This is a genomic window from Bradyrhizobium sp. SPXBL-02, from assembly GCF_051853065.1.
Taxonomy (GTDB): domain Bacteria; phylum Pseudomonadota; class Alphaproteobacteria; order Rhizobiales; family Xanthobacteraceae; genus Bradyrhizobium.
Genome location: NZ_CP182474.1, coordinates 5,137,758 through 5,155,241, shown reverse-complemented (window position 1 = coordinate 5,155,241; position 17,484 = coordinate 5,137,758). Strand labels below are relative to the sequence as shown.

The following is a 17,484-nucleotide window of genomic DNA, read 5'->3' as shown; positions in this document are numbered from 1 at the left end:
TGTTACAAAAAACTAAACATCACGCATCGGGCCGATGTGTGGGAGGAGCCCAAGCCATTCCGGAGCCGTCTCCGGAAGCGGTCCGTCTCGTCCTTTACTCATCGCTCCTCAAACTCGGTTTCAGGGTCTTGGCGTCGTTCCGGCAGGACGCGCCGAGCGGGTTAGATGCTTCAACGAGAGAGGAAACGGATATGCGGACATTCAATTGGTTGAGAGGCTCGGCGGCCACCACGGTTCTTGGGGTGGCGCTGCTGGGGGGATTTGGCGGAGGCGAAGCTGCGGCCCAGGGTAAGCAGCTCACGCTGTGCTGGGCGGCATGGGATCCGGCCAACGCGCTGGTCGAGCTCGGCAAGGACTTCACGAAGCAGTCCGGCATCGAGATGAAATACGAGTTCGTCCCGTGGACAAGCTATGCCGATCGCTTCCTCAATGAGCTCAACTCCCATGGCAAGCTCTGCGACCTGATTATCGGCGACAGTCAGTGGATCGGCGGCGCCGCCGAGAACAAGTGGTACGTGAAGCTCAACGATTTCTTCGACAAGGAGAAGATTTCGATGGACGACTTCGTCCCGGCGACCGTCGTCGGCTATTCGCAGTGGCCGAAGAACTCGCCGAACTATTGGGCGCTGCCGGCCATGGCGGATGCGGTCGGCTGGACTTATCGCAAGGACTGGTTCTCGCGGCCCGAAATTCAATCCGCGTTCAAGACCAAGTACGGCCGCGACCTGGCGCCGCCGAAGACCTACGACGAGCTGAAGCAGGTCGCCGAGTTCTTCCAGGGCCGCGAGATCGACGGCAAGAAGGTCTATGGCGCCTACATCTTCACCGAGCGCGGCTCCGAAGGCATCACCATGGGCGTGACCAACGTGCTCTACAATTTCGGCTTCGCTTACGACAATCCCAAGAAGCCGTACCAGATGCAGGGCATCGTCAATTCGCCCGAGGCGACCAAGGGGCTCGAGTTCTACAAGGAGCTCTACAAGTGCTGCACGGCGCCGGGCATGACCAACGCCTACATGCAGGAGGGGCTCGACGCCTTCAAGTCCGGTCAGGTGGCGATGCAGATGAACTGGTTCGCGTTCTTCCCTGGCCTCTACAAGGATCCTAATGTCGGCGGCGACAAGATCGGCTTCTTCGTCAATCCGGCCGGCCCGAACGGACACTTCACCCAACTCGGCGGACAGGGCATCTCGGTCGTAGCGACCTCCGATCGCAAGAACGACGCGCTGGCTTACATCAAGTGGTTCGCGCAGCCCGCCGTGCAGCAGAAGTGGTGGCAGCTCGGTGGCTACTCGGCGCTGAAGGCGGTGGTCGACGCGCCCGACTTCCCGAAGAGCGCGGCATTCGCGCCGCAATTCCTGGCATCGATGGGCATTGTCAAGGACTTCTGGGCCGAGCCGTCCTACGCGCAACTGCTGCTCGACATGCAGAAGCGGGTGCATGACTACGTCGTCGCCGACAAGGGCACGGCGCAGCAGGCGCTCGATCTCCTGGTCAAGGACTGGACCAAGGTCTTCAAGGAGCAGGGCAAGCAGGTCGCCTCGCAATAGGTCTTAGGCCTCGCCTCGACCGAAACGGTACCCGGGGCGTATGCGCCTCGGGGAACCCGAGCCAGCCAGCCGATGGACAAGATGACCACGATCCTTCAACCCGACGATGCTACATTTCCCGGCATGAGCGAGCCCGTCAAACCTCGCACTGCGCGACCTGTCCGCGGACTGTCGGACCGGACCATCGCCTGGCTGTTCGTCGCGCCGACCATCGCGCTGTTGCTGGCGATCAACATCTTTCCGCTGGTGTGGATGATCCGGCTGTCCTTCACCAGCCTCAATCTCAGCATGTCCTATCTTCCGCTGCGCTTCGTCGGTCTCGACAATTTCACCGACATCCTCACCGACGAGGACGTCTGGTTCCGGCTGCAGACCACGGCGCAGTTCGTGATCTGGTCCGTCGCGTTTCAGGTCGTCATTGGCTTCGGCCTGGCGCTCCTGATCAACCGCCAGTTTCGCGGCCACAGCTTCTGGACCACGATCATCCTGCTGCCGATGATGCTGTCGCCGGCCGTGGTCGGCAATTTCTGGACGCTGCTGCTGCAGCCGCAGATCGGGCCATTCAACTATCTGATCAGTCTGTTCACCGGCGTGCCGCCGAGCTCGTTCAGCATGACCGGGCAGGTTTCGCTCGCACCCTGGACCATCGTGCTGGTCGACACCTGGATGTGGGCGCCCTACGTCATGCTGATCTGCCTCGCCGGGCTTCGCTCCATTCCCGACTACATCTATGAGGCGGCCGAAGTCGATCGCGCCTCGGCCTGGCGGCAGTTCTGGTCGATCACGCTGCCGATGACGGTTCCATTCCTGATGCTCGCCGTGCTGTTCCGCGCGATCGAGAATTTCAAAATGTTCGACATGGTCAATTTGTTGACGTCCGGAGGCCCGGGCTCGACCACCGAGCTCGTGTCGATCACGCTGAAGCGCGCGGCGTTCGAGAAGTGGCGCACCGGCTATTCCAGTGCGCTCGCCATCATCTTGTTCGTCACCGTGTTCGGTGCGGCGAACATATACGTGAAAGCGCTCAACAAGGTGAAGCAACGATGACCGCCGCCCTCACCAAGTCCACCGCGCACTCCATTGTCGAAGCGTCGCCGCGCGCAAAGATGGTGGCAGGTAGCCTCGTCATCCTCTACGCCGTGATCACGATCCTGCCGCTGGTCTGGATCGTCGCCACCGCCTTCAAATCTCAGAGCGACGCGATCGCATATCCGCCCAAGGTTTTCTTCGAGCCGACCCTCGAAGGCTATGTGAACCTGTTCACCGTGCGCACCCGGCAAACGCCGGACTTCATCGCCAAGCTGCCGCCGCCGGAGACGTGGTACGACAAGCTCGTGCGCCAGCGCGACATGGTCATTGCCGGGCCGTCGAAGGTCGTGCCGCGCTTCGTCAATTCGCTGATCATTGGGTTCGGCTCGACCTTCCTGGCCGTCCTTCTCGGCACGCTCGCGGCCTACGCTTTCTCGCGCTTTCGCATTCCCCTGGCTGACGACCTTCTGTTCTTCATTCTCTCGACGCGCATGATGCCGCCCGTTGCTGTCGCAATCCCCATCTATCTGATGTACCGGCAGCTCAATCTGACCGACACCAGGCTCGGAATGATCCTGCTCTACACTGCCGTGAACGTCTCGCTCGCGGTCTGGCTGCTCAAGGGCTTCATCGACGAGATCCCGCGCGAATACGAGGAGGCCGCTCTTGTCGACGGCTACACGCGGCTGCAGGCGCTGCGCAAGGTGGTGTTGCCGCAAGCCGTCACGGGCATCGCAGCCACGGCGATCTTCTGCCTGATCTTCTCCTGGAACGAATATGCCTTCGCGGTTCTCCTGACCAGCGGCGAGGCGCAGACCATGCCGCCCTTCATCCCCTTCATCATCGGGGAGGGCGGGCAGGATTGGCCGGCCGTTGCCGCGGCCACCACCCTGTTCGTCGTGCCGATCGTCCTGTTCACCGTGTTGTTGCGCAAGCACCTGCTGCGCGGCATCACCTTCGGAGCTGTGCGCAAATGAGCGGTTCTGCTGCAGTCGCCAAAGGCGTGGTCTCTCGCTGGTTCCGGCGCGGCCCCTGGGAGACGGCTGCGATGACCCTGATCAGCGGAGGCATCGTCATGCTGGTGCAACCCTGGTCGATCGATCTCTACGGCTATTCCTTCGTGACGATCCTGACCGGCACGCTCGGCTACGTCGTCGTGAGCCATTTTCCGGAATAAGGCGGCAGACATGGCACAAATCCGCGTCGAAAACCTGCGCAAGTCGTTCGATCAGTTTACCGCCGTACAAGGCTCCAACTTTACGATCGAGGATGGCACCTTCTTTGCGATGCTCGGCCCCTCCGGTTGCGGCAAGACCACCACCTTGCGCATGATTGCGGGCCTGGAGCTGCCGACTGAAGGCAAGATCCTGCTCGACAATGAGGACGTCACCATCCAGCGCGCATCCGCGCGCGATATCGCCTTCGTATTTCAGCTTTTCGCACTGTATCCGCACATGAACGTGGCCGAGAATATCGGCTTTCCCCTCAAGTGCCAGGGCATGGCCCGGCGCGATATTTACCAGCGTGTGCAGGAGACAGCCAAACTGCTGCGGATCGAGCATCTGCTGTCGAGCAAGACGTCGAAGCTGTCTGGCGGCGATCGGCAGCGGGTTGCGCTGGGCCGTGCCATGGTGCGGCGGCCAAAGGCCTTTCTGATGGACGAGCCGCTGGGCGCGCTCGATGCCGAGTTCCGTCATCTGATGTGCAGCGAGCTCCGCGACCTGCACGATCGCATCGGGGCGACCACGGTCTACGTGACGCATGACCAGCTCGAGGCGATGTCGATGGCGGATCGGATCGCGGTCATGAACAAGGGACGCGTCGAGCAGATCGGCCTGCCGCAGGAGATCTATGATCGGCCCGCGAGCATGTTCGTGGCCGATTTCATCGGCTCACCGCCGATGAATTTTCTGCGCTTCGATGCAGGTCTGCGCTCTGGCGATCGAACGATCAGCTTCCATGACACGAGCATCGCGGTGCCGGAGATCCGGGAGGATCGTGCCAGCGCCCGTATGGCACTCGGCGTTCGTCCGGAGCATATCCGCTTTGCCGACGCGGCGCCCGTCCGCGGCGAGGTGTTTGGCGCCGAGTATCTTGGGACCACGCAGATCGTCACCGTCGACACCGCGCATGGGCGCATTGCGGCGCGGTTGCCTTCCAGCGCGCCCGTGCGCATCGGCGAGCGAGTCGGCCTTGAATTCCGTTCGGAACGACTCGCCTTGTTCGACGTCGCCAGCGGCCTTGCGATACGAACGGCCAACGAGGGGAGCGCAAACCATGGCTGACGTCGCCCTACGCAACATCAGCAAGCGGTTCGGCACGGTGGCGGCGGTGCGCGAGCTCTCGCTCTCGGTGAACGACGGAGAATTCATGGTGCTGCTCGGACCGAGCGGTGCCGGCAAGACCACGACCTTGCGGCTGATCACCGGGCTCGAGACTCCCGATTCCGGCTCGGTCATGATCGACGGACGCGACGTGACGCTGGCTCCTCCGGGAGCGCGCGATATTGCCTTCGTCTTCCAGCAATATTCGCTCTATCCGCATCTCACCGTCTATGACAACCTTGCGTTCCCGTTGCGCTCGCCCGCGCGACGGATATCGGAGCCGATCATCAAGAAGCGGGTCGAGCAGACGGCGGAGTTGCTGCATATCGCAAGCAAGCTGAACAATCGCGCAACCCGACTTTCAGGCGGCGAGATGCAGCGGGTGGCAATCGGTCGTGCGCTGGTCCGCGATCCCTCAATCTATCTGATGGACGAGCCGCTGTCGTCGCTGGACGCCAAGCTCCGTGCCGAGCTTCGGCTGGAGCTGAAGCGGATCCAGCTCGAGCTTGGTGCGACCATCCTCTACGTCACCCACGATCAGGTCGAGGCCATGACGATGGCGTCCCGGATCGGGGTGATCAAGGACGGCGAGCTGCTCCAGCTCGGCAAGCCCCGGGAGATCTACGAGAGTCCGTCGTCGAGCTATGTCGCCTCGCGCCTCGGCACGCCCCAGATCAATTTCCTCCCCGCGCGGCTGTTGTCGGACGTGCCGCTGCCGCCGGGAACGGAGACCGTCGGCATCCGCACCGAGCACCTCCGCCTCGCGGCGCGCAATGGCGGGCCGATGGTCGGCCGGGTGCACCGGGTCGAGCACCTCGGCGAGCAGAATCACGTTCACCTGGACTATAAGGGAGAGATGCTGGTCACGCTTGCGGATCCGCATCAACCGCTGCATGCCGGTCAGGAGGTCGAGCTGGATCTGGTGCAACCGCTCTGCTTCGACGGCGCCGGGCAGCGCCTCCCGGCGGTTCATTAGAGGATCAAACGCGATGTCCTTGCAACCCGAGACGTTCAAATCGCTGGTCAGGGTGGCCGCAGAGCGGGTCATTGCCAGCGCGCCCGAGCTCACGAGCCTTGACCAGGCGATCGGTGACGGCGACCACGGATACAATATGAAGCGCGGGTTCGAAGCCGTGCTCGGCAAACTCGATGCGATCTCCGAACAGCCGTTCGACGAGGCTTTGAAGACGATCGGAAAGACGCTCGTGATGACGGTCGGCGGTGCTTCCGGCCCGCTTTACGGCAGCTTCTTCCTGGCCGCAGGCGAGGCCCTCTCGCACGACAAGCACCTGCCTGAGGACATCGCCGATGTCTTCGGCAGCGGCGTGAACGCCGTCTGCGCCCGCGGCCGTTCGCACGCCGGCGAAAAGACCATGCTCGACGTGCTCGTTCCCGTGCTGGAGACGCTGAAGAATGCGGCCGGCCAATCGGACCTGATCGCGCGAGTCAGCACAACGGCCGCAGAGGCGGTCGAGCGGACCGCGCCGATGCAGGCCACCAAGGGGCGGGCGTCGTTTCTCGGGCCGCGCAGCGTCGGTCACATCGACCCCGGCGCGCGCTCGAGCTGTGTTCTCGTGCAGGCGGTATGCGCGAGGCTGGAGGGAAAGCAATGACTGATGCCGTGGGAATCGTGATCGTCTCGCATTCGAAGGACATCGCCAAAGGCACCGCCGACATGGTGCGGCAGATGGTCGGCAGCGAGGTCAAGGTGGCCTTCTGCGGCGGCAATCCCGATGGCGGGCTCGGCACCAGCGTGTCGCTGATCGTCGATGCCATCAACGATGCCTGGTCGGCGAAAGGCGTCGCGATCCTCGTCGATCTCGGCGGCGCCGAAACAAACAGCGAGATGGCGGTCGAAATGCTGGAGCCGGCACGCCGCGATCTCGTTGTCGTATGCAACGCGCCGATCGTCGAGGGCGCCGTGATGGCTGCGACCGAAGCGGCGGGCGGCAGCTCGCTGGCCCAGGTCAAGGCTGTGGCCGAGGAACTCTCTGCCGACTGACGCGTCGGCGAAACGATGATGGAATAAAACGATGCTGGATAAAGCGGACGGCCAGATTATCACCGAGAATGTGCGGCTGGTGCACGCGGTTGGCATGCATGCACGCCCGGCGGTCAAGCTGACCAAGCTGGCCAAGAAGTTCCAGGCCCAGATTTCCGTCCGGGTCGCGGGCGCGGCCGAGTGGATCAATGCCAAGAGCGTGGCCAAGATCATGGCCATGCGCGCGGCTTACGGCAGCACGATCGAGATCAAGGCGTCGGGCAGCGACGCGGAGACTGCCGTCGCCGCCCTGGTCAACCTGATCGCAACAGACTTTCCGGACGAGGCGTCGTAGCATGCAGGGAAGCGCTGCCGGACTGGCTTATCGCGGCAGGACCGCCTCGATCGGCTTTGCCCACGGCCCGCTCGTCCGTGTCGATGCGGGCATGAATGGCGAGCGGATCGCAGGCTCGCTGGTCGAGGAGGCGCTCGATCTTCGCAAGGCGATCGACGCGGCGAGTGGGCAGATCGCCGAGCTCGCCGCGATCGCGGGAGGTGAGGCCGCGCAGATTCTCGAGTTCCAGGTCGCGCTGCTGGAGGATGAGGATTTCATCGAAGCGATCTTCACGGCAATAAGCGAAGGGGATGCCGCCGACGTCGCGTGGCGTTCCGCGCTCGACGAGCAGATTGCGGACTATAATTCGGCCGAGGACGAGTATCTGAAGGCGCGTTGCTCCGATCTTGCGGATCTGCGCGACCGCATCATCAGCATCTTGCGCGGAGGCGGGGGCGAGGCCCCCAAGATCCCGAGCGGTGCCGTCGTTTGCGCCGACGATCTGCCGCCCTCGCGTTTCCTGGAGATCGACTGGTCGGCCGGCGGTGGTCTTGCGCTCCTGCGCGGTAGCCCCACGAGTCATGTCGCGATGCTGGCGCGCGCGCGGGGCATCCCCATGGTCGTGCAGCTCGGCGCCGTTCCGGAGATCGGCGCGACGGCGCTGCTCGATGGCGAGGGCGCTACTCTCGAGCTCGATCCCAGCGTCGAGCAGCTCCGGCTATTCGAGAAGCGGCGCGAAATTCATCGCAAGAGCCGGGCGTCCGCGCGGGCGATCCTGCGACGGCCGACCGCATCTTGGCGCGGGGAGCGGATCAAGCTGCTCATCAACATCCAGCGCGTCGAGGATCTCGATCATGCCGACGCACAATATGCTGACGGCATTGGGTTGATGCGCACCGAGTTTCTGCTCGCCGAGCGCGGCGGCCTGCCGGACGAGGAGACGCAGTATCGCGCCTACGATGCCGTTCTGCGCTGGGCCGATCGACGCCCGGTTACCATTCGCACGTTCGATGCCGGCGGCGACAAGCCGGTACCTGGATTCACCATCGACGGTGAGGCCAATCCCTTTCTGGGCGTGCGCGGCCTGCGGCTTTGCCTCGCCCGCCCCGAGATCTTCAGCGTGCAGCTCCGCGCGCTGGCGCGTGCGGCCGTGCATGGAAATCTCAGGGTCATGTTTCCGATGGTCACGGCGCCGGACGAGTTCGAGTCCGGACGGAAGCTGTTCGCCGAAATCGTGCAGCGCTTGCAGGCCGAGGGCATTGCCGCGCTGCTTCCGGAGCTGGGAATCATGGTCGAGGTCCCGGCGGCGGCCCTGGCGACCGCGACCTTCAAGGCTTCCTTCTTCTCGATCGGTTCGAACGATCTCGCGCAATATGTCTTTGCGTGCGACCGTTCCAATGGAGCTCTCGCCCCCTTGATAGACCCCTTGCATCCGGCCCTGCTCGAACTGATCGCGCGAACCGCGGAGCACGGGCGCCGCACTGGCACCAGCGTCAGCCTGTGCGGCGACATGGCGGGCGATCCGCGCTGCCTGCCCGCGCTCCTGAATTGCGGCCTGCGCGAGTTGTCGGTGAATGCGTCGGCGCTGGCGCAGATCAAGCAGACCATCGACCGCTTGAGCAGCGGAGGCGGGCTTGGCTGACATGGCGATCGATGAACCGGCGGAGGCCGGCGCCGTTGCGGTTTACAAGCGCATCTTCAAGGAGGTGCTCGAGAGCCGCCCGTCAGGCATGCGGCTGCGCCTGGCCCATGCCATGGGCAAGAACCGCAGCTTTGTCAGCCAGATCAGCAACCCGGCCTATCCGGTGCCGATTCCCGTGCAGCACCTGAACACGATCTTCGACGTCTGCCATTTCCCGCCGCAGGCGAAGGCGGCGTTCCTTCGTGCCTACACCCGTGCGCACCCGCGCCGGATCGGCCGCCTGACGGAGGGGGCGCATGAACGGACGCTGACGCTGCACCTGCCGGACCTCGGCAGCTCGAAGCGCAATGCGGAGCTCGATGCGCTGCTGCAGGAATTCGCGCGGCGCTTGAGTGCGATCATACGGGAAAAATGAGTGCCAAGCTCAGGGAGACGAAGCGGGGAGGAGACCATGAAAAAATTCATCAATTCGGTTGATGGCGTGCTCGCGGAGAGCCTCGACGGGTTGGCTGCGGCGCATGCCGATCTCGTGACGCTCGGGCCCGAGCGGAAGTTCGTGCGGCGCCGCGAGCTCAATTCGCGGAAGGTCGCGCTCGTATCGGGCGGCGGGAGCGGGCACGAGCCGCTGCATGCGGGCTTCGTCGGCTATGGCATGCTCGATGCGGCCTGTCCGGGACAGGTCTTTACCTCGCCGACACCGGACCAGATCGTCGAGGCGGCGCAGGCCGTTTCGGGCGAGGCCGGCGTGCTCTTCATCGTGAAGAACTATGCGGGCGATCGCATGAATTTCGAGATGGCGGCCGAGATTTCCGAGGGACGCACGGCCACCATCGTCACCGACGACGACGTCGCGGTCGAGAATTCCACCCACAGCATCGGCCGCCGGGGTGTGGCCGGGACTCTGATCGTCGAGAAGATCGTCGGCGCGGCGGCCGAGAAGGGGGCCGACCTCCAAGCTTGCGTTGCACTCGGCGAGCGCGTCAACGCCCGGACGCGCTCGATGGGGGTGGCACTAACGAGTTGCACGGTTCCGGCTGCAGGCACGCCGACCTTTGTGCTCGCCGACGATGAGATGGAGGTGGGTGTCGGCATCCATGGCGAACCGGGACGCCGCCGCGTCAAGCTGGAGCGTGCCGATGCGATCGCTCTTGAGATGACCACTGCCATTGCCGGGGATCTCGACGCCCGCGAGGGCAACGAAGCCCTGCTTCTCGTCAATGGATTTGGCGGAACGCCCGCGATCGAACTCTATCTGATGTACAATGCGGCGCGGCGGATGCTCGAAAAGCGCGGCTTGCGCATCGCCCGCTCGCTGGTCGGCAGCTATGTCACCTCGCTGGACATGGCGGGGTGCTCGCTCACCGTGAGTCTGCTCGATACCGAGACCCGTGCGCTTTGGGACCATCCCGTGCGCACGGCCGCGTTGAAATGGTGACGGCGGCTGCGAACGACTGCTGATGATTTCGATCGTGCTCCGGCGGATGATTGGCTGGGGGCCACGTCTCACGCATGCATCGGGAATTTTCCCGGTTCACCCTCCCTGAAACTTGCCGTGTCCTTCGGACACGGCTTCTTTTTGGGGCGGTAGACAGCTATTTCCCTGGCCGTCCCAGGCGCGGGGTGCATAGCGGCTGAAAGGAACTCCGTGTCGGCCGAGCATCCAAATCGATCCATCTCGGTCCGCGCCGATTGCTGCTCGTGCTTGGTTCCGAGGGTCTTCATGGTCAAGTGGGCCGCGCCTGCCGGGTAGCGACAAGGAACAAGATGCCGGCTATCACGCCCAAGATCCCCGGAGATGGGACCAGCAGCAACGTCAACAATGCGAACCAGATGGTCACCGTCCAGCCGAGCCACGCCCCAGGCGTGATGCCCCTTCCGGCAAACGTCCACTGGAGAACGCCCAGCAACATCGAGGGTATCGCAAAGCTGCCTATGCTTGCCCAGAAGACGACTGCGTTCTGCAACGATTCGATACTGGGCTGCGTGCCCTTGAGCGGCACCGCCGCCCAAAGGCCCTGGGCGACCCAATCAAGCATTTTTGGCCCTCGGAAGATGATCATGAGGATGAGGTGACCAACGCCCAGTGTGATGAGGAGTGCCGAGCCAATTCGTTGCAAAACCTTCGTTGCCATCATGGAATTCTCTGTGTGTGGGTCGCTCGCATTGTCCATCGGAATTTACGCGCGTGTTGGATAGTTTTGTGAGGCATGAATAAAAGCACTGGCTCGCCCACATCCAGTGGACACGAAGGCGCAGCGATTGGCCTGGAATGTTGCCTCCGCGAAATGGAAGCCGAGGCGACCATGCGCCCATGCGCATTCATAGGAGCACGCGCATTCAAAGGAGATTGACTGGGCATCGATCACGGGGCGGTGGGGCGACGTGCTCCGGTTAGTTCAGCGTAGGTTTCGCGCGTTGCGCGAATGCTCGCTATTGCTGCCGCGCGCACGAGATTGTCGATCTCGGGTGGCGGCGTTTCACCGCGCGAGATGTGTGGGCGCACCCCGGCATAGGGGATGTCAATGATCGCGAATCTAGTCGCGCGTCTCAACGTGGGCGAAACCTCGCCAAATAGCCGTCGGGTTATGTCGTCCAGGACAACGTCAAACTCCTTTCCCAGGCGCCGTGCTTCGCGCTCCATATCTGGCGGCCAGCCACCTCCTACAAACTCCTCCCTCCGATGCATGATCGCGATCCGAGCACCTGTTCGATCCGACCTGACCCACTGAGGAACGAACAGACTGGCGGCGATGGCGGCCTCGTTAGGATCGTCGTGTTGGAGCGCCGCTGAAAACCCCCGGTGAAATGCCGCAATCTTACCGAGCCACAGGCGGCCCAGCAGTTCATCGCGTGATTGAAACCGGTGATAGATCGATCCGGACGGCGCCCCAAGCGCATGGGCGATCGCGGACATCGTGGCGGCGGCTATGCCAGAGTTCGCTATGATACGCGCTGCGCTATCCAGAATCTGATGTTCGGTGAACTTCGATGGCCTGGGCATCCGAATTAGATACTAGATTCTATAATTAAAAACAAGTAGAGTCGCGAATGCCGTGCAAACCAGGAGGTTACCGATGACTGTCGCCGTCACGGGCTCATTGGCAGATCAGGTCAGACACGACAGAGTTCCCTGGTCGATCGGCCCTAACGCTAACTCGCGCAGTCAGCCGAATGCGTCAGAGCGCAGGGCGTCTCACGCAAGCCTTCGAGGTCACGGGCGATGACCTTGCCACCTGGCCAGCGCCCGATCGCTTCCTTTCCGCGTTTCGGTTTACCGCGCTTCGCGAAGCGCTTTCCCAGGAAACCAGACACGGTGCGATTTGAATTGAGCAGTGATGGTCGTGTCGTCGGCGAAGTAGGGCCGGATCGTTGGGGAGCGTTGCCGCGAACGATCCAGCTCAGCGACTTCCATTGCGTCACAACCTGGAGCAGTCTTGGCCACCGCTGGGAAGGCGTTGGCTTTCGGGACTTCTGCACCGCGTTCGCTTTAATTCAAGCGTGCGAAGACCAACTGGTTGTGTTCCGCGGAAGCGATGGTTACCACGCCGCTTTGCCGCTGGTCGACCTGTTGCAGCCGGAGGTGCTGCTGGCCGATCGTTTGGACGGCGCGCCGCTCCCGGTGGCCCATGGAGCGCCGCTGCGGTTGGTGGCACCGGCCCACTACGGGTACAAGAACGTCAAACATATCGAGCGAATAGAGTTCGGCGTCCATCCGCGTCGCTATCGCCCGGCAGGGCCTGGCTTCATATTCCATCCGCGGGCTCGTGTCGCGATGGAGGAGCGCGGTGTCGGGTTTCCGGGGTGGCTCCTGCGGCGTGCATATCGGCCTTTGATCGCCCCCACCATAATGCGTTGCGCGGAAGCGCTCGAAATGTATCAGGCGAAGAATCATTCGCCAACGACGTCGGAGCATACGCCGAGACAACCTGCGTCGAAGTTGAGGTCAGGCGGTCAATGACTGATAGCGGCCCGACATGAACGCGTATAAAACCTAATACCCGGAAGGCCACGTGAAGTTCGTCGCCGTCACCTATGGCACCGAGGGCGATACGCGCCCCATGGCGCTGCTTTGCCGGGCACTGATGGATGCCGGCCACCGTGTCCACCTGCTGGCCGACGTCGCCACGCTCGGCTACGCCGCGGCTCTCGGTGTACCGGCAACCGGCCTCGCCGGCGACATTCGCTCCGCGCTCCGGCAGGATGCGCTTGCTAAAAGCGGCGGCGGTTTCGCTGACACGGCGAGCGCATTTGCCCGCATCGCCACCGCCAAATCCGAAGCGTGGCTCCGCACCGCGGCCGCCGCCGCAGAAGATTGCGACGCCGTGGTTCTCGGCGGTCTGGCCGCCTTCGTGGGCCTTTCTGCCGCGGAGGCCTTCGGCATTCCGGCCATCGGCACCGGGCTCATCCCGATTACGCCGACGCGTGAATTCGCCTCACCATTCGTGCGCCCGGGTACTGTGCCGCGCTGGCTGAACCGGACGAGCCACAGGCTGGTCAATGCGTTGCTCTGGCGCATCTTCAAAACATCGGTCAACGCGGCCCGCGCTGCCGTTTGCGGGCTGCCGCCACGCCGCAGTGTCTGGACCGACCATCCGATGCTCTACGGCATATCCCCAAGCCTCGTGCCGCAGCCAGCCGACTGGCCACCAACCGCGGGGATCTGCGGCCAGTGGCTGGCGCCCGTGACGGACTGGTCGCCACCAGCAGCGTTGGGCGAGTTCCTCGCCGCAGGCGAGCCGCCAATTTATTTCGGTTTTGGGAGCATGGGGGGCCTGGGCGGCGCGCAGTTGATGCGCGAGGCGCTGGCGGCGCTACGCGGTCGGCGCGCGCTGTTCTACCCCGGCTGGGGCGGCGCAGTGGCCGCCGACTTGCCCGCTAACGTCCATCTGTTGGCGGACGTGCCACATGGCTGGCTATTTCCCCGCGTGGCGTTGGCGATCCATCATGGCGGTGCCGGCACTACCCACGCCGCGGCCCGTGCCGGCGTGCCCTCGGTGGTAGTCCCATTCGCGGGCGACCAGCCTTTCTGGGCCGATCGCCTGCACAAAGCTGGCGCTGCCCCATCGCCTCTGCCCGCCAAAAGCCTGAGTGCGGATCGGCTTGCGCGCGCCATCGACGAGGCGAACAGGGACGCTCCACGCGCCAGTGCCACGGCGCTCGCCGTGTCCATCGCGCGGGAGGATGGGTTGAAGGCGGCCGCCACGGCGATCGTAACTCTGGCGCGGCGCGACGTCTCGGGATGCGGCCTTCAGTGAAAATCGATTTGTATCGCTAGTGGGCAATGCCCCTCCGTGACGCATAGGTTTGTGCGCGCCAGGTTGTGTCCTGAGGTGAGGGGCGCCGGTCCGAGTTGAAAAGTCCGTTGGACCGCGGCAAACCAGACGCGATCCATTCAGCCCAGCAATGCTGATTGTCCCGCTGCCCCCGGGAAGTAGGTAAGGTCGAGCGCTGGCGGCGTCACGGCCGTCTGCGAAAGCAGGGCGTGGACCTGTCCGCGATGGTGGGCGTGATGCAGGAAGAGCTGCGACAACACGAGATGGATCGGCATCTGCCTTGGCGTGCCGTCCATGCTGTTGAATGACAGGTTCCCAGCGCAGCCGTCCTTATCCAAGATGAGGTCGGTAGTTTCGACGATCCGCACGTCTTCCACGAAGCGGGCATCGCGGAGGCTGGAGAAATCGACACAGATCTCATAATCGAGCGATGGAATGTTGTGCGGCTCGCCGGTCAATCGAGCGAGCCAAATTCTGTCTGTGGCCAACAGATGGTTCAGCGTGCGATGGATCGATCCAAATGCACAAGCGCGGGGGCGAAAATATTCGGTCGGATCTAATTCGGAGCACGCGGAGTAAATCCGCTGATTGGCCCAGCCTGTCCAGCGTGCTAACGTTCGGAAGCTGTCGAACACCACTTACCCCCAAGTTGCTGAAAGCTAGCCAGATCAGACGGTGTGTGTCGAATCGATTTCCCTAATCGAGAGAGAAGCCTCGCTAATGCCCGTGCGCCGCGACCTTTCGCCGACCCATTTGCTGCGCGCTTTCTCCGTATTGGCCCGCACTCGGAATTTTGGACGGACGGCCGCGGAACTCGGACTTACCCAGAGCGCCGTAAGCCAACGAATTGCGGCGCTGGAAGCTCGTCTCGACGTCCGTCTGTTCGACCGTCAGTCGAGCGCCCTTACCAAGGCGGGCGAGGCCTACCTTGAGGCGGTCGTGCCTCTGCTTGAGCAACTGGCAGCCGCGGAGGAACGCCTCGCGTCCGATTGGTCGCGAAGTCGGAAGAACGTCGTTCGGCTAAGCATCGCGCCATCCTACGCGCGCTGCTGGTTGATGCCTCGTTTGTCAGCCCTGACCATGGAGTTGCGCGAGATCTCCCTCTACGTCCATGCCACGGACGCCCGAGTCTCCCTTGATGACGGAGAATTCGATCTCGCGATCCGTGTGCAGCCTACCAATGCGGCTGTGGGCGACCGGATGACCCGAGAGGAAGACGTATTGGTTGCGGTCGCCCCGCCGACAATGGTCAAGTCTGCTCAAGCAGATCCTTTTCAAGACACCGTTTTGTTTGATGATGACTGCGGCCTTTTGGGCGTAGCGCCCGGTCATTCCTGGCAGGAATGGTACAGTGCGACAGGATACGAACGTCGACAGACTGGTCGCATGGTTCAGTGCAGCGACGCTGGATTGATCGTGGAGGCGGTACGCAACGGTGCGGGCGCAGCGCTGGTCCGTCGTTCACTTGTCCAGGGAGACCTTGAGTCCGGCCACCTCGTTCAGGTCGGTCCTTGCGTCGCCAGCGCGGGCCAAACTGTTTTGCTGCAAAGGCCAAAGCAAAAACGAAGCAGAGCTGCTACGTCGGTTGCGCGTTGGCTCTCCGAAGAGGCCCTCAGCACCTCAACATAGCGGGGCACCTGTCGCCGATCGCGCTAGCGACCGAACGCCTCGCTTGATCTGGATCAAGCCTCCGCGGTGGCCGCCCCGCTAGCTGCTCAGCAGCCGTCTGCCGGCCCGGAGGCAATGAGCCTTGAAGACGCTTCGCCAGCTTCTGTCCGCGGAGGACGTTGTCCAGCTCGTGATCCGGCTGGGCCTGCTCGGGCTGCTGATCTTCTGGACCTTCCTCGTGATCCGGCCGTTCGTGCCGATCCTGAGCTGGAGCGCCGTGCTGGCCGTGGCGTTTCATCCCGTCTTCGCCTGGCTCGCCCAACGCTTCGGTGGCCGGCCCCGGACAGCTTCAGCCGTTCTCACCCTGGTCACGCTGGGCACCGTCATCGGTCCCGCCGCCTGGCTCGGCCTCAGTGCAGTCGAAGGGATCCGGGACCTCGCGGGCCAGATCGGCAGTGGCGATCTCGCGCTCCAGGCCGCACCGGAGCAGATCAAGAGCTGGCCGTTGATCGGTCCTCAGCTCTACGCGATCTGGAACGAGGCCTACACGAACATCCGTGCGGCGTTGCGCGAGGTGACGCCGTACTTGAAACCGCTCGCCGGAATGATGCTGTCGTTTGCCGGTGACACCGGAATTGGAATGCTCCAATTCCTGCTGTCGGTGATCGTCGCGGGTTTTCTGCTTCCGCACGGCGCGCAGTTCGTCGCCGCGCTCCGCGGCTTCCTGTTGCGCATCGTGCCCGGCCAGAGCGAGCACTTCCTCGAGCTCGCCGGCGCCACCATACGCGCCGTCGCGCAGGGCATCATCGGCGTCGCCATCCTTCAGGCCCTGCTGGCGGGCATCGGCTTCAAGCTCGCAGAGATCCCGAGCGCGGGACTGCTCGCGCTCGTCGTGCTCCTGCTGTCGATCGTCCAGATCGGCGCCGCCCCCGTTCTTCTCCCCGTGCTGGTCTGGATCTGGATGGACAAGGACGTGACCGTCGCCGTGCTGTTGACGGTCTATCTCGTCGTGGTCGGCCTGCTCGACAACGTGCTGAAGCCGCTCCTCATGGGGCGGGGCCTGACGACGCCGACGCTCGTCATCCTGATCGGGGTCATTGGCGGTACGCTCGCGCATGGGATCATCGGCCTGTTCATTGGGCCGATCATCCTGTCGGTGGCCTGGGAGCTTTCGACCGCGTGGATGGGGATCGGCCGCGCTGCGTCAGCACGCGTCGATCAGGCGACCGTTGTCGCGAAGGATGCCGTCGAGGCGCGATTGACCTAGATTGAAAGGTTGGCTTCAACCCGATGATGCTCCAATTCCTTGTCGGCACGCTCGTCAGCGTGATCAATATCGGAATCCACGCGCTCGTGACGGTGGTCGCCGTCACCATCGCCCGCAGTGCCGTCCCGCGCCATACCAGGCGGCCGCGATTGCACCTGATGAGCGCCATGATCGCGGTCGCCGTCGTGTTGAAGGCCGCCCACATGCTCGAAATTCTGACATGGGCGGTGACCTATCATGTCGTCCAGGCCGCCGCCGACGCGGATATGCTCTACTTTGCGTTCGTCAACTACACCACGCTCGGCTATGGCGACATCACGCCGGTACGCGAATGGCGGCTGATCGGCCCGCTGACTGCCATGAACGGTGTTCTTCTGTTCGGCTGGTCCGCCGCCATTCTGTTCGAAGTCTTGCTCAAGACGCTCGACCGTCTCGGGCTCACGGAAAAACCCGGTGCGGACCTGCCGCGCACCTGA

Annotated in this window: 19 protein-coding genes and 1 pseudogene; 17 read left to right on the top strand and 3 right to left on the bottom strand. The window is 63.4% G+C overall.

The genetic code is table 11. The annotated features are described in order from the left end of the window. The first annotated feature begins 191 nt into the window (after nucleotides 1–191). The 12 genes and pseudogenes from ACNJYD_RS24235 to dhaK all read left to right on the top strand — a co-directional run bounded on the left by ACNJYD_RS24235 (nucleotide 192) and on the right by dhaK (nucleotide 10,295). Nucleotides 192–1,550, top strand: a complete 1,359-nt coding sequence (locus ACNJYD_RS24235; protein WP_212256561.1) for an ABC transporter substrate-binding protein — start codon at nucleotides 192–194, stop codon at nucleotides 1,548–1,550. Between the two features lie 123 nt (nucleotides 1,551–1,673). Next, entirely contained in the window at nucleotides 1,674–2,597 is a 924-nt protein-coding gene (locus ACNJYD_RS24230; RefSeq protein WP_246571106.1) for a carbohydrate ABC transporter permease, read from the top strand. Then, nucleotides 2,594–3,556, top strand: coding sequence for a carbohydrate ABC transporter permease (locus ACNJYD_RS24225; protein WP_212256559.1), 963 nt, complete (start codon nucleotides 2,594–2,596; stop codon nucleotides 3,554–3,556). Before ACNJYD_RS24230 ends, ACNJYD_RS24225 begins: the two co-directional genes overlap by 4 nt. Then, nucleotides 3,553–3,756, top strand: a complete 204-nt coding sequence (locus ACNJYD_RS24220; protein WP_439363544.1) for a hypothetical protein — start codon at nucleotides 3,553–3,555, stop codon at nucleotides 3,754–3,756. The genes ACNJYD_RS24225 and ACNJYD_RS24220 overlap by 4 nt, the downstream gene beginning before the upstream one ends. Nucleotides 3,757–3,766: 10 nt before the next feature. After that, nucleotides 3,767–4,864: an ABC transporter ATP-binding protein gene (locus ACNJYD_RS24215; protein ID WP_439363543.1), complete on the top strand. Its 1,098-nt coding sequence runs from the start codon at nucleotides 3,767–3,769 to the stop codon at nucleotides 4,862–4,864. Continuing rightward, the gene (locus ACNJYD_RS24210) at nucleotides 4,857–5,879 is read left to right on the top strand and encodes an ABC transporter ATP-binding protein (protein WP_172784541.1); all 1,023 of its coding nucleotides are present in this window, start codon (nucleotides 4,857–4,859) and stop codon (nucleotides 5,877–5,879) included. The genes ACNJYD_RS24215 and ACNJYD_RS24210 overlap by 8 nt, the downstream gene beginning before the upstream one ends. After that, nucleotides 5,797–6,432 (top strand): annotated as a pseudogene (dhaL, locus tag ACNJYD_RS24205) (dihydroxyacetone kinase subunit DhaL); the annotation flags it as partial. The gene ACNJYD_RS24210 and the pseudogene dhaL, both read left to right, overlap by 83 nt. Nucleotides 6,433–6,512: 80 nt before the next feature. Continuing rightward, nucleotides 6,513–6,905 (top strand): dihydroxyacetone kinase phosphoryl donor subunit DhaM, encoded by a 393-nt coding sequence (gene dhaM / locus ACNJYD_RS24200; RefSeq protein ID WP_036041954.1) that lies wholly within the window; start codon nucleotides 6,513–6,515, stop codon nucleotides 6,903–6,905. A gap of 31 nt (nucleotides 6,906–6,936) precedes the next feature. Further along, nucleotides 6,937–7,239 carry an HPr family phosphocarrier protein gene (locus ACNJYD_RS24195; protein WP_172784543.1) on the top strand — a complete coding sequence of 101 codons (303 nt, stop codon included), beginning with the start codon at nucleotides 6,937–6,939 and terminating at the stop codon, nucleotides 7,237–7,239. 1 nt (nucleotide 7,240) lies between these two features. After that, a complete protein-coding gene (ptsP, locus tag ACNJYD_RS24190; RefSeq protein ID WP_212256553.1) occupies nucleotides 7,241–8,860 on the top strand; it encodes a phosphoenolpyruvate--protein phosphotransferase in 1,620 nt (539 codons plus the stop codon). Between the two features lies 1 nt (nucleotide 8,861). Continuing rightward, nucleotides 8,862–9,275: a hypothetical protein gene (locus tag ACNJYD_RS24185; protein ID WP_172784643.1), complete on the top strand. Its 414-nt coding sequence runs from the start codon at nucleotides 8,862–8,864 to the stop codon at nucleotides 9,273–9,275. Between the two features lie 36 nt (nucleotides 9,276–9,311). After that, a complete protein-coding gene (dhaK, locus tag ACNJYD_RS24180) occupies nucleotides 9,312–10,295 on the top strand; it encodes a dihydroxyacetone kinase subunit DhaK (RefSeq protein WP_212256552.1) in 984 nt (327 codons plus the stop codon). A gap of 289 nt (nucleotides 10,296–10,584) precedes the next feature. Here the strand turns inward: dhaK and ACNJYD_RS24175 are convergent, their stop codons facing one another. Beyond that, complete coding sequence (locus ACNJYD_RS24175; protein ID WP_212256550.1) at nucleotides 10,585–10,995, bottom strand: hypothetical protein; 411 nt, start codon at nucleotides 10,993–10,995, stop codon at nucleotides 10,585–10,587. 227 nt (nucleotides 10,996–11,222) lie between these two features. Beyond that, complete coding sequence (locus ACNJYD_RS24170) at nucleotides 11,223–11,774, bottom strand: TetR family transcriptional regulator (RefSeq protein ID WP_246571041.1); 552 nt, start codon at nucleotides 11,772–11,774, stop codon at nucleotides 11,223–11,225. 306 nt (nucleotides 11,775–12,080) lie between these two features. Here ACNJYD_RS24170 and ACNJYD_RS24165 point away from each other — a divergent pair, with 306 nt between their 5' ends. Next, nucleotides 12,081–12,818: a molybdopterin-dependent oxidoreductase gene (locus ACNJYD_RS24165; RefSeq protein ID WP_212256546.1), complete on the top strand. Its 738-nt coding sequence runs from the start codon at nucleotides 12,081–12,083 to the stop codon at nucleotides 12,816–12,818. A gap of 52 nt (nucleotides 12,819–12,870) precedes the next feature. Further along, nucleotides 12,871–14,115 carry a glycosyltransferase gene (locus tag ACNJYD_RS24160; protein WP_439363542.1) on the top strand — a complete coding sequence of 415 codons (1,245 nt, stop codon included), beginning with the start codon at nucleotides 12,871–12,873 and terminating at the stop codon, nucleotides 14,113–14,115. 137 nt (nucleotides 14,116–14,252) lie between these two features. On the opposite strand, the gene ACNJYD_RS24155 is transcribed toward ACNJYD_RS24160, so the two are convergent. Further along, on the bottom strand, nucleotides 14,253–14,768 hold the full coding sequence (locus ACNJYD_RS24155) for a DinB family protein (RefSeq protein WP_439363541.1): 516 nt from the start codon (nucleotides 14,766–14,768) through the stop codon (nucleotides 14,253–14,255). 85 nt (nucleotides 14,769–14,853) lie between these two features. Between ACNJYD_RS24155 and ACNJYD_RS24150 the strand changes: the two genes are divergently transcribed. The 3 genes from ACNJYD_RS24150 (at nucleotide 14,854) to ACNJYD_RS24140 (ending at nucleotide 17,484) form a co-directional block, all read left to right on the top strand. Beyond that, nucleotides 14,854–15,762: a LysR family transcriptional regulator gene (locus ACNJYD_RS24150; RefSeq protein WP_439363540.1), complete on the top strand. Its 909-nt coding sequence runs from the start codon at nucleotides 14,854–14,856 to the stop codon at nucleotides 15,760–15,762. A 121-nt stretch (nucleotides 15,763–15,883) separates the two neighbouring features. Beyond that, complete coding sequence (locus ACNJYD_RS24145) at nucleotides 15,884–17,008, top strand: AI-2E family transporter (protein WP_439363539.1); 1,125 nt, start codon at nucleotides 15,884–15,886, stop codon at nucleotides 17,006–17,008. Nucleotides 17,009–17,031: 23 nt separating this feature from the next. Further along, on the top strand, nucleotides 17,032–17,484 hold the full coding sequence (locus ACNJYD_RS24140; RefSeq protein ID WP_439363538.1) for a potassium channel family protein: 453 nt from the start codon (nucleotides 17,032–17,034) through the stop codon (nucleotides 17,482–17,484).

Excerpts from the sequence above, each read along its gene's own strand:
- ACNJYD_RS24215 (WP_439363543.1), top strand. The coding sequence starts at position 3,767 with ATGGCACAAATCCGCGTCGAAAACCTGCGCAAGTCGTTCGATCAGTTT.
- ACNJYD_RS24235 (WP_212256561.1), top strand. The coding sequence starts at position 192 with ATGCGGACATTCAATTGGTTGAGAGGCTCGGCGGCCACCACGGTTCTT.
- ACNJYD_RS24230 (WP_246571106.1), top strand. The coding sequence starts at position 1,674 with ATGAGCGAGCCCGTCAAACCTCGCACTGCGCGACCTGTCCGCGGACTG.
- dhaK (WP_212256552.1), top strand. The coding sequence starts at position 9,312 with ATGAAAAAATTCATCAATTCGGTTGATGGCGTGCTCGCGGAGAGCCTC.
- ACNJYD_RS24185 (WP_172784643.1), top strand. The coding sequence starts at position 8,862 with ATGGCGATCGATGAACCGGCGGAGGCCGGCGCCGTTGCGGTTTACAAG.
- ACNJYD_RS24175 (WP_212256550.1), bottom strand. The coding sequence starts at position 10,995 with ATGATGGCAACGAAGGTTTTGCAACGAATTGGCTCGGCACTCCTCATC.
- ACNJYD_RS24165 (WP_212256546.1), top strand. The coding sequence starts at position 12,081 with ATGACCTTGCCACCTGGCCAGCGCCCGATCGCTTCCTTTCCGCGTTTC.
- ptsP (WP_212256553.1), top strand. The coding sequence starts at position 7,241 with ATGCAGGGAAGCGCTGCCGGACTGGCTTATCGCGGCAGGACCGCCTCG.
- ACNJYD_RS24210 (WP_172784541.1), top strand. The coding sequence starts at position 4,857 with ATGGCTGACGTCGCCCTACGCAACATCAGCAAGCGGTTCGGCACGGTG.
- ACNJYD_RS24140 (WP_439363538.1), top strand. The coding sequence starts at position 17,032 with ATGATGCTCCAATTCCTTGTCGGCACGCTCGTCAGCGTGATCAATATC.
- ACNJYD_RS24170 (WP_246571041.1), bottom strand. The coding sequence starts at position 11,774 with ATGTCCGCGATCGCCCATGCGCTTGGGGCGCCGTCCGGATCGATCTAT.
- ACNJYD_RS24150 (WP_439363540.1), top strand. The coding sequence starts at position 14,854 with ATGCCCGTGCGCCGCGACCTTTCGCCGACCCATTTGCTGCGCGCTTTC.
- ACNJYD_RS24225 (WP_212256559.1), top strand. The coding sequence starts at position 2,594 with ATGACCGCCGCCCTCACCAAGTCCACCGCGCACTCCATTGTCGAAGCG.
- dhaM (WP_036041954.1), top strand. The coding sequence starts at position 6,513 with ATGACTGATGCCGTGGGAATCGTGATCGTCTCGCATTCGAAGGACATC.
- ACNJYD_RS24195 (WP_172784543.1), top strand. The coding sequence starts at position 6,937 with ATGCTGGATAAAGCGGACGGCCAGATTATCACCGAGAATGTGCGGCTG.
- ACNJYD_RS24220 (WP_439363544.1), top strand. The coding sequence starts at position 3,553 with ATGAGCGGTTCTGCTGCAGTCGCCAAAGGCGTGGTCTCTCGCTGGTTC.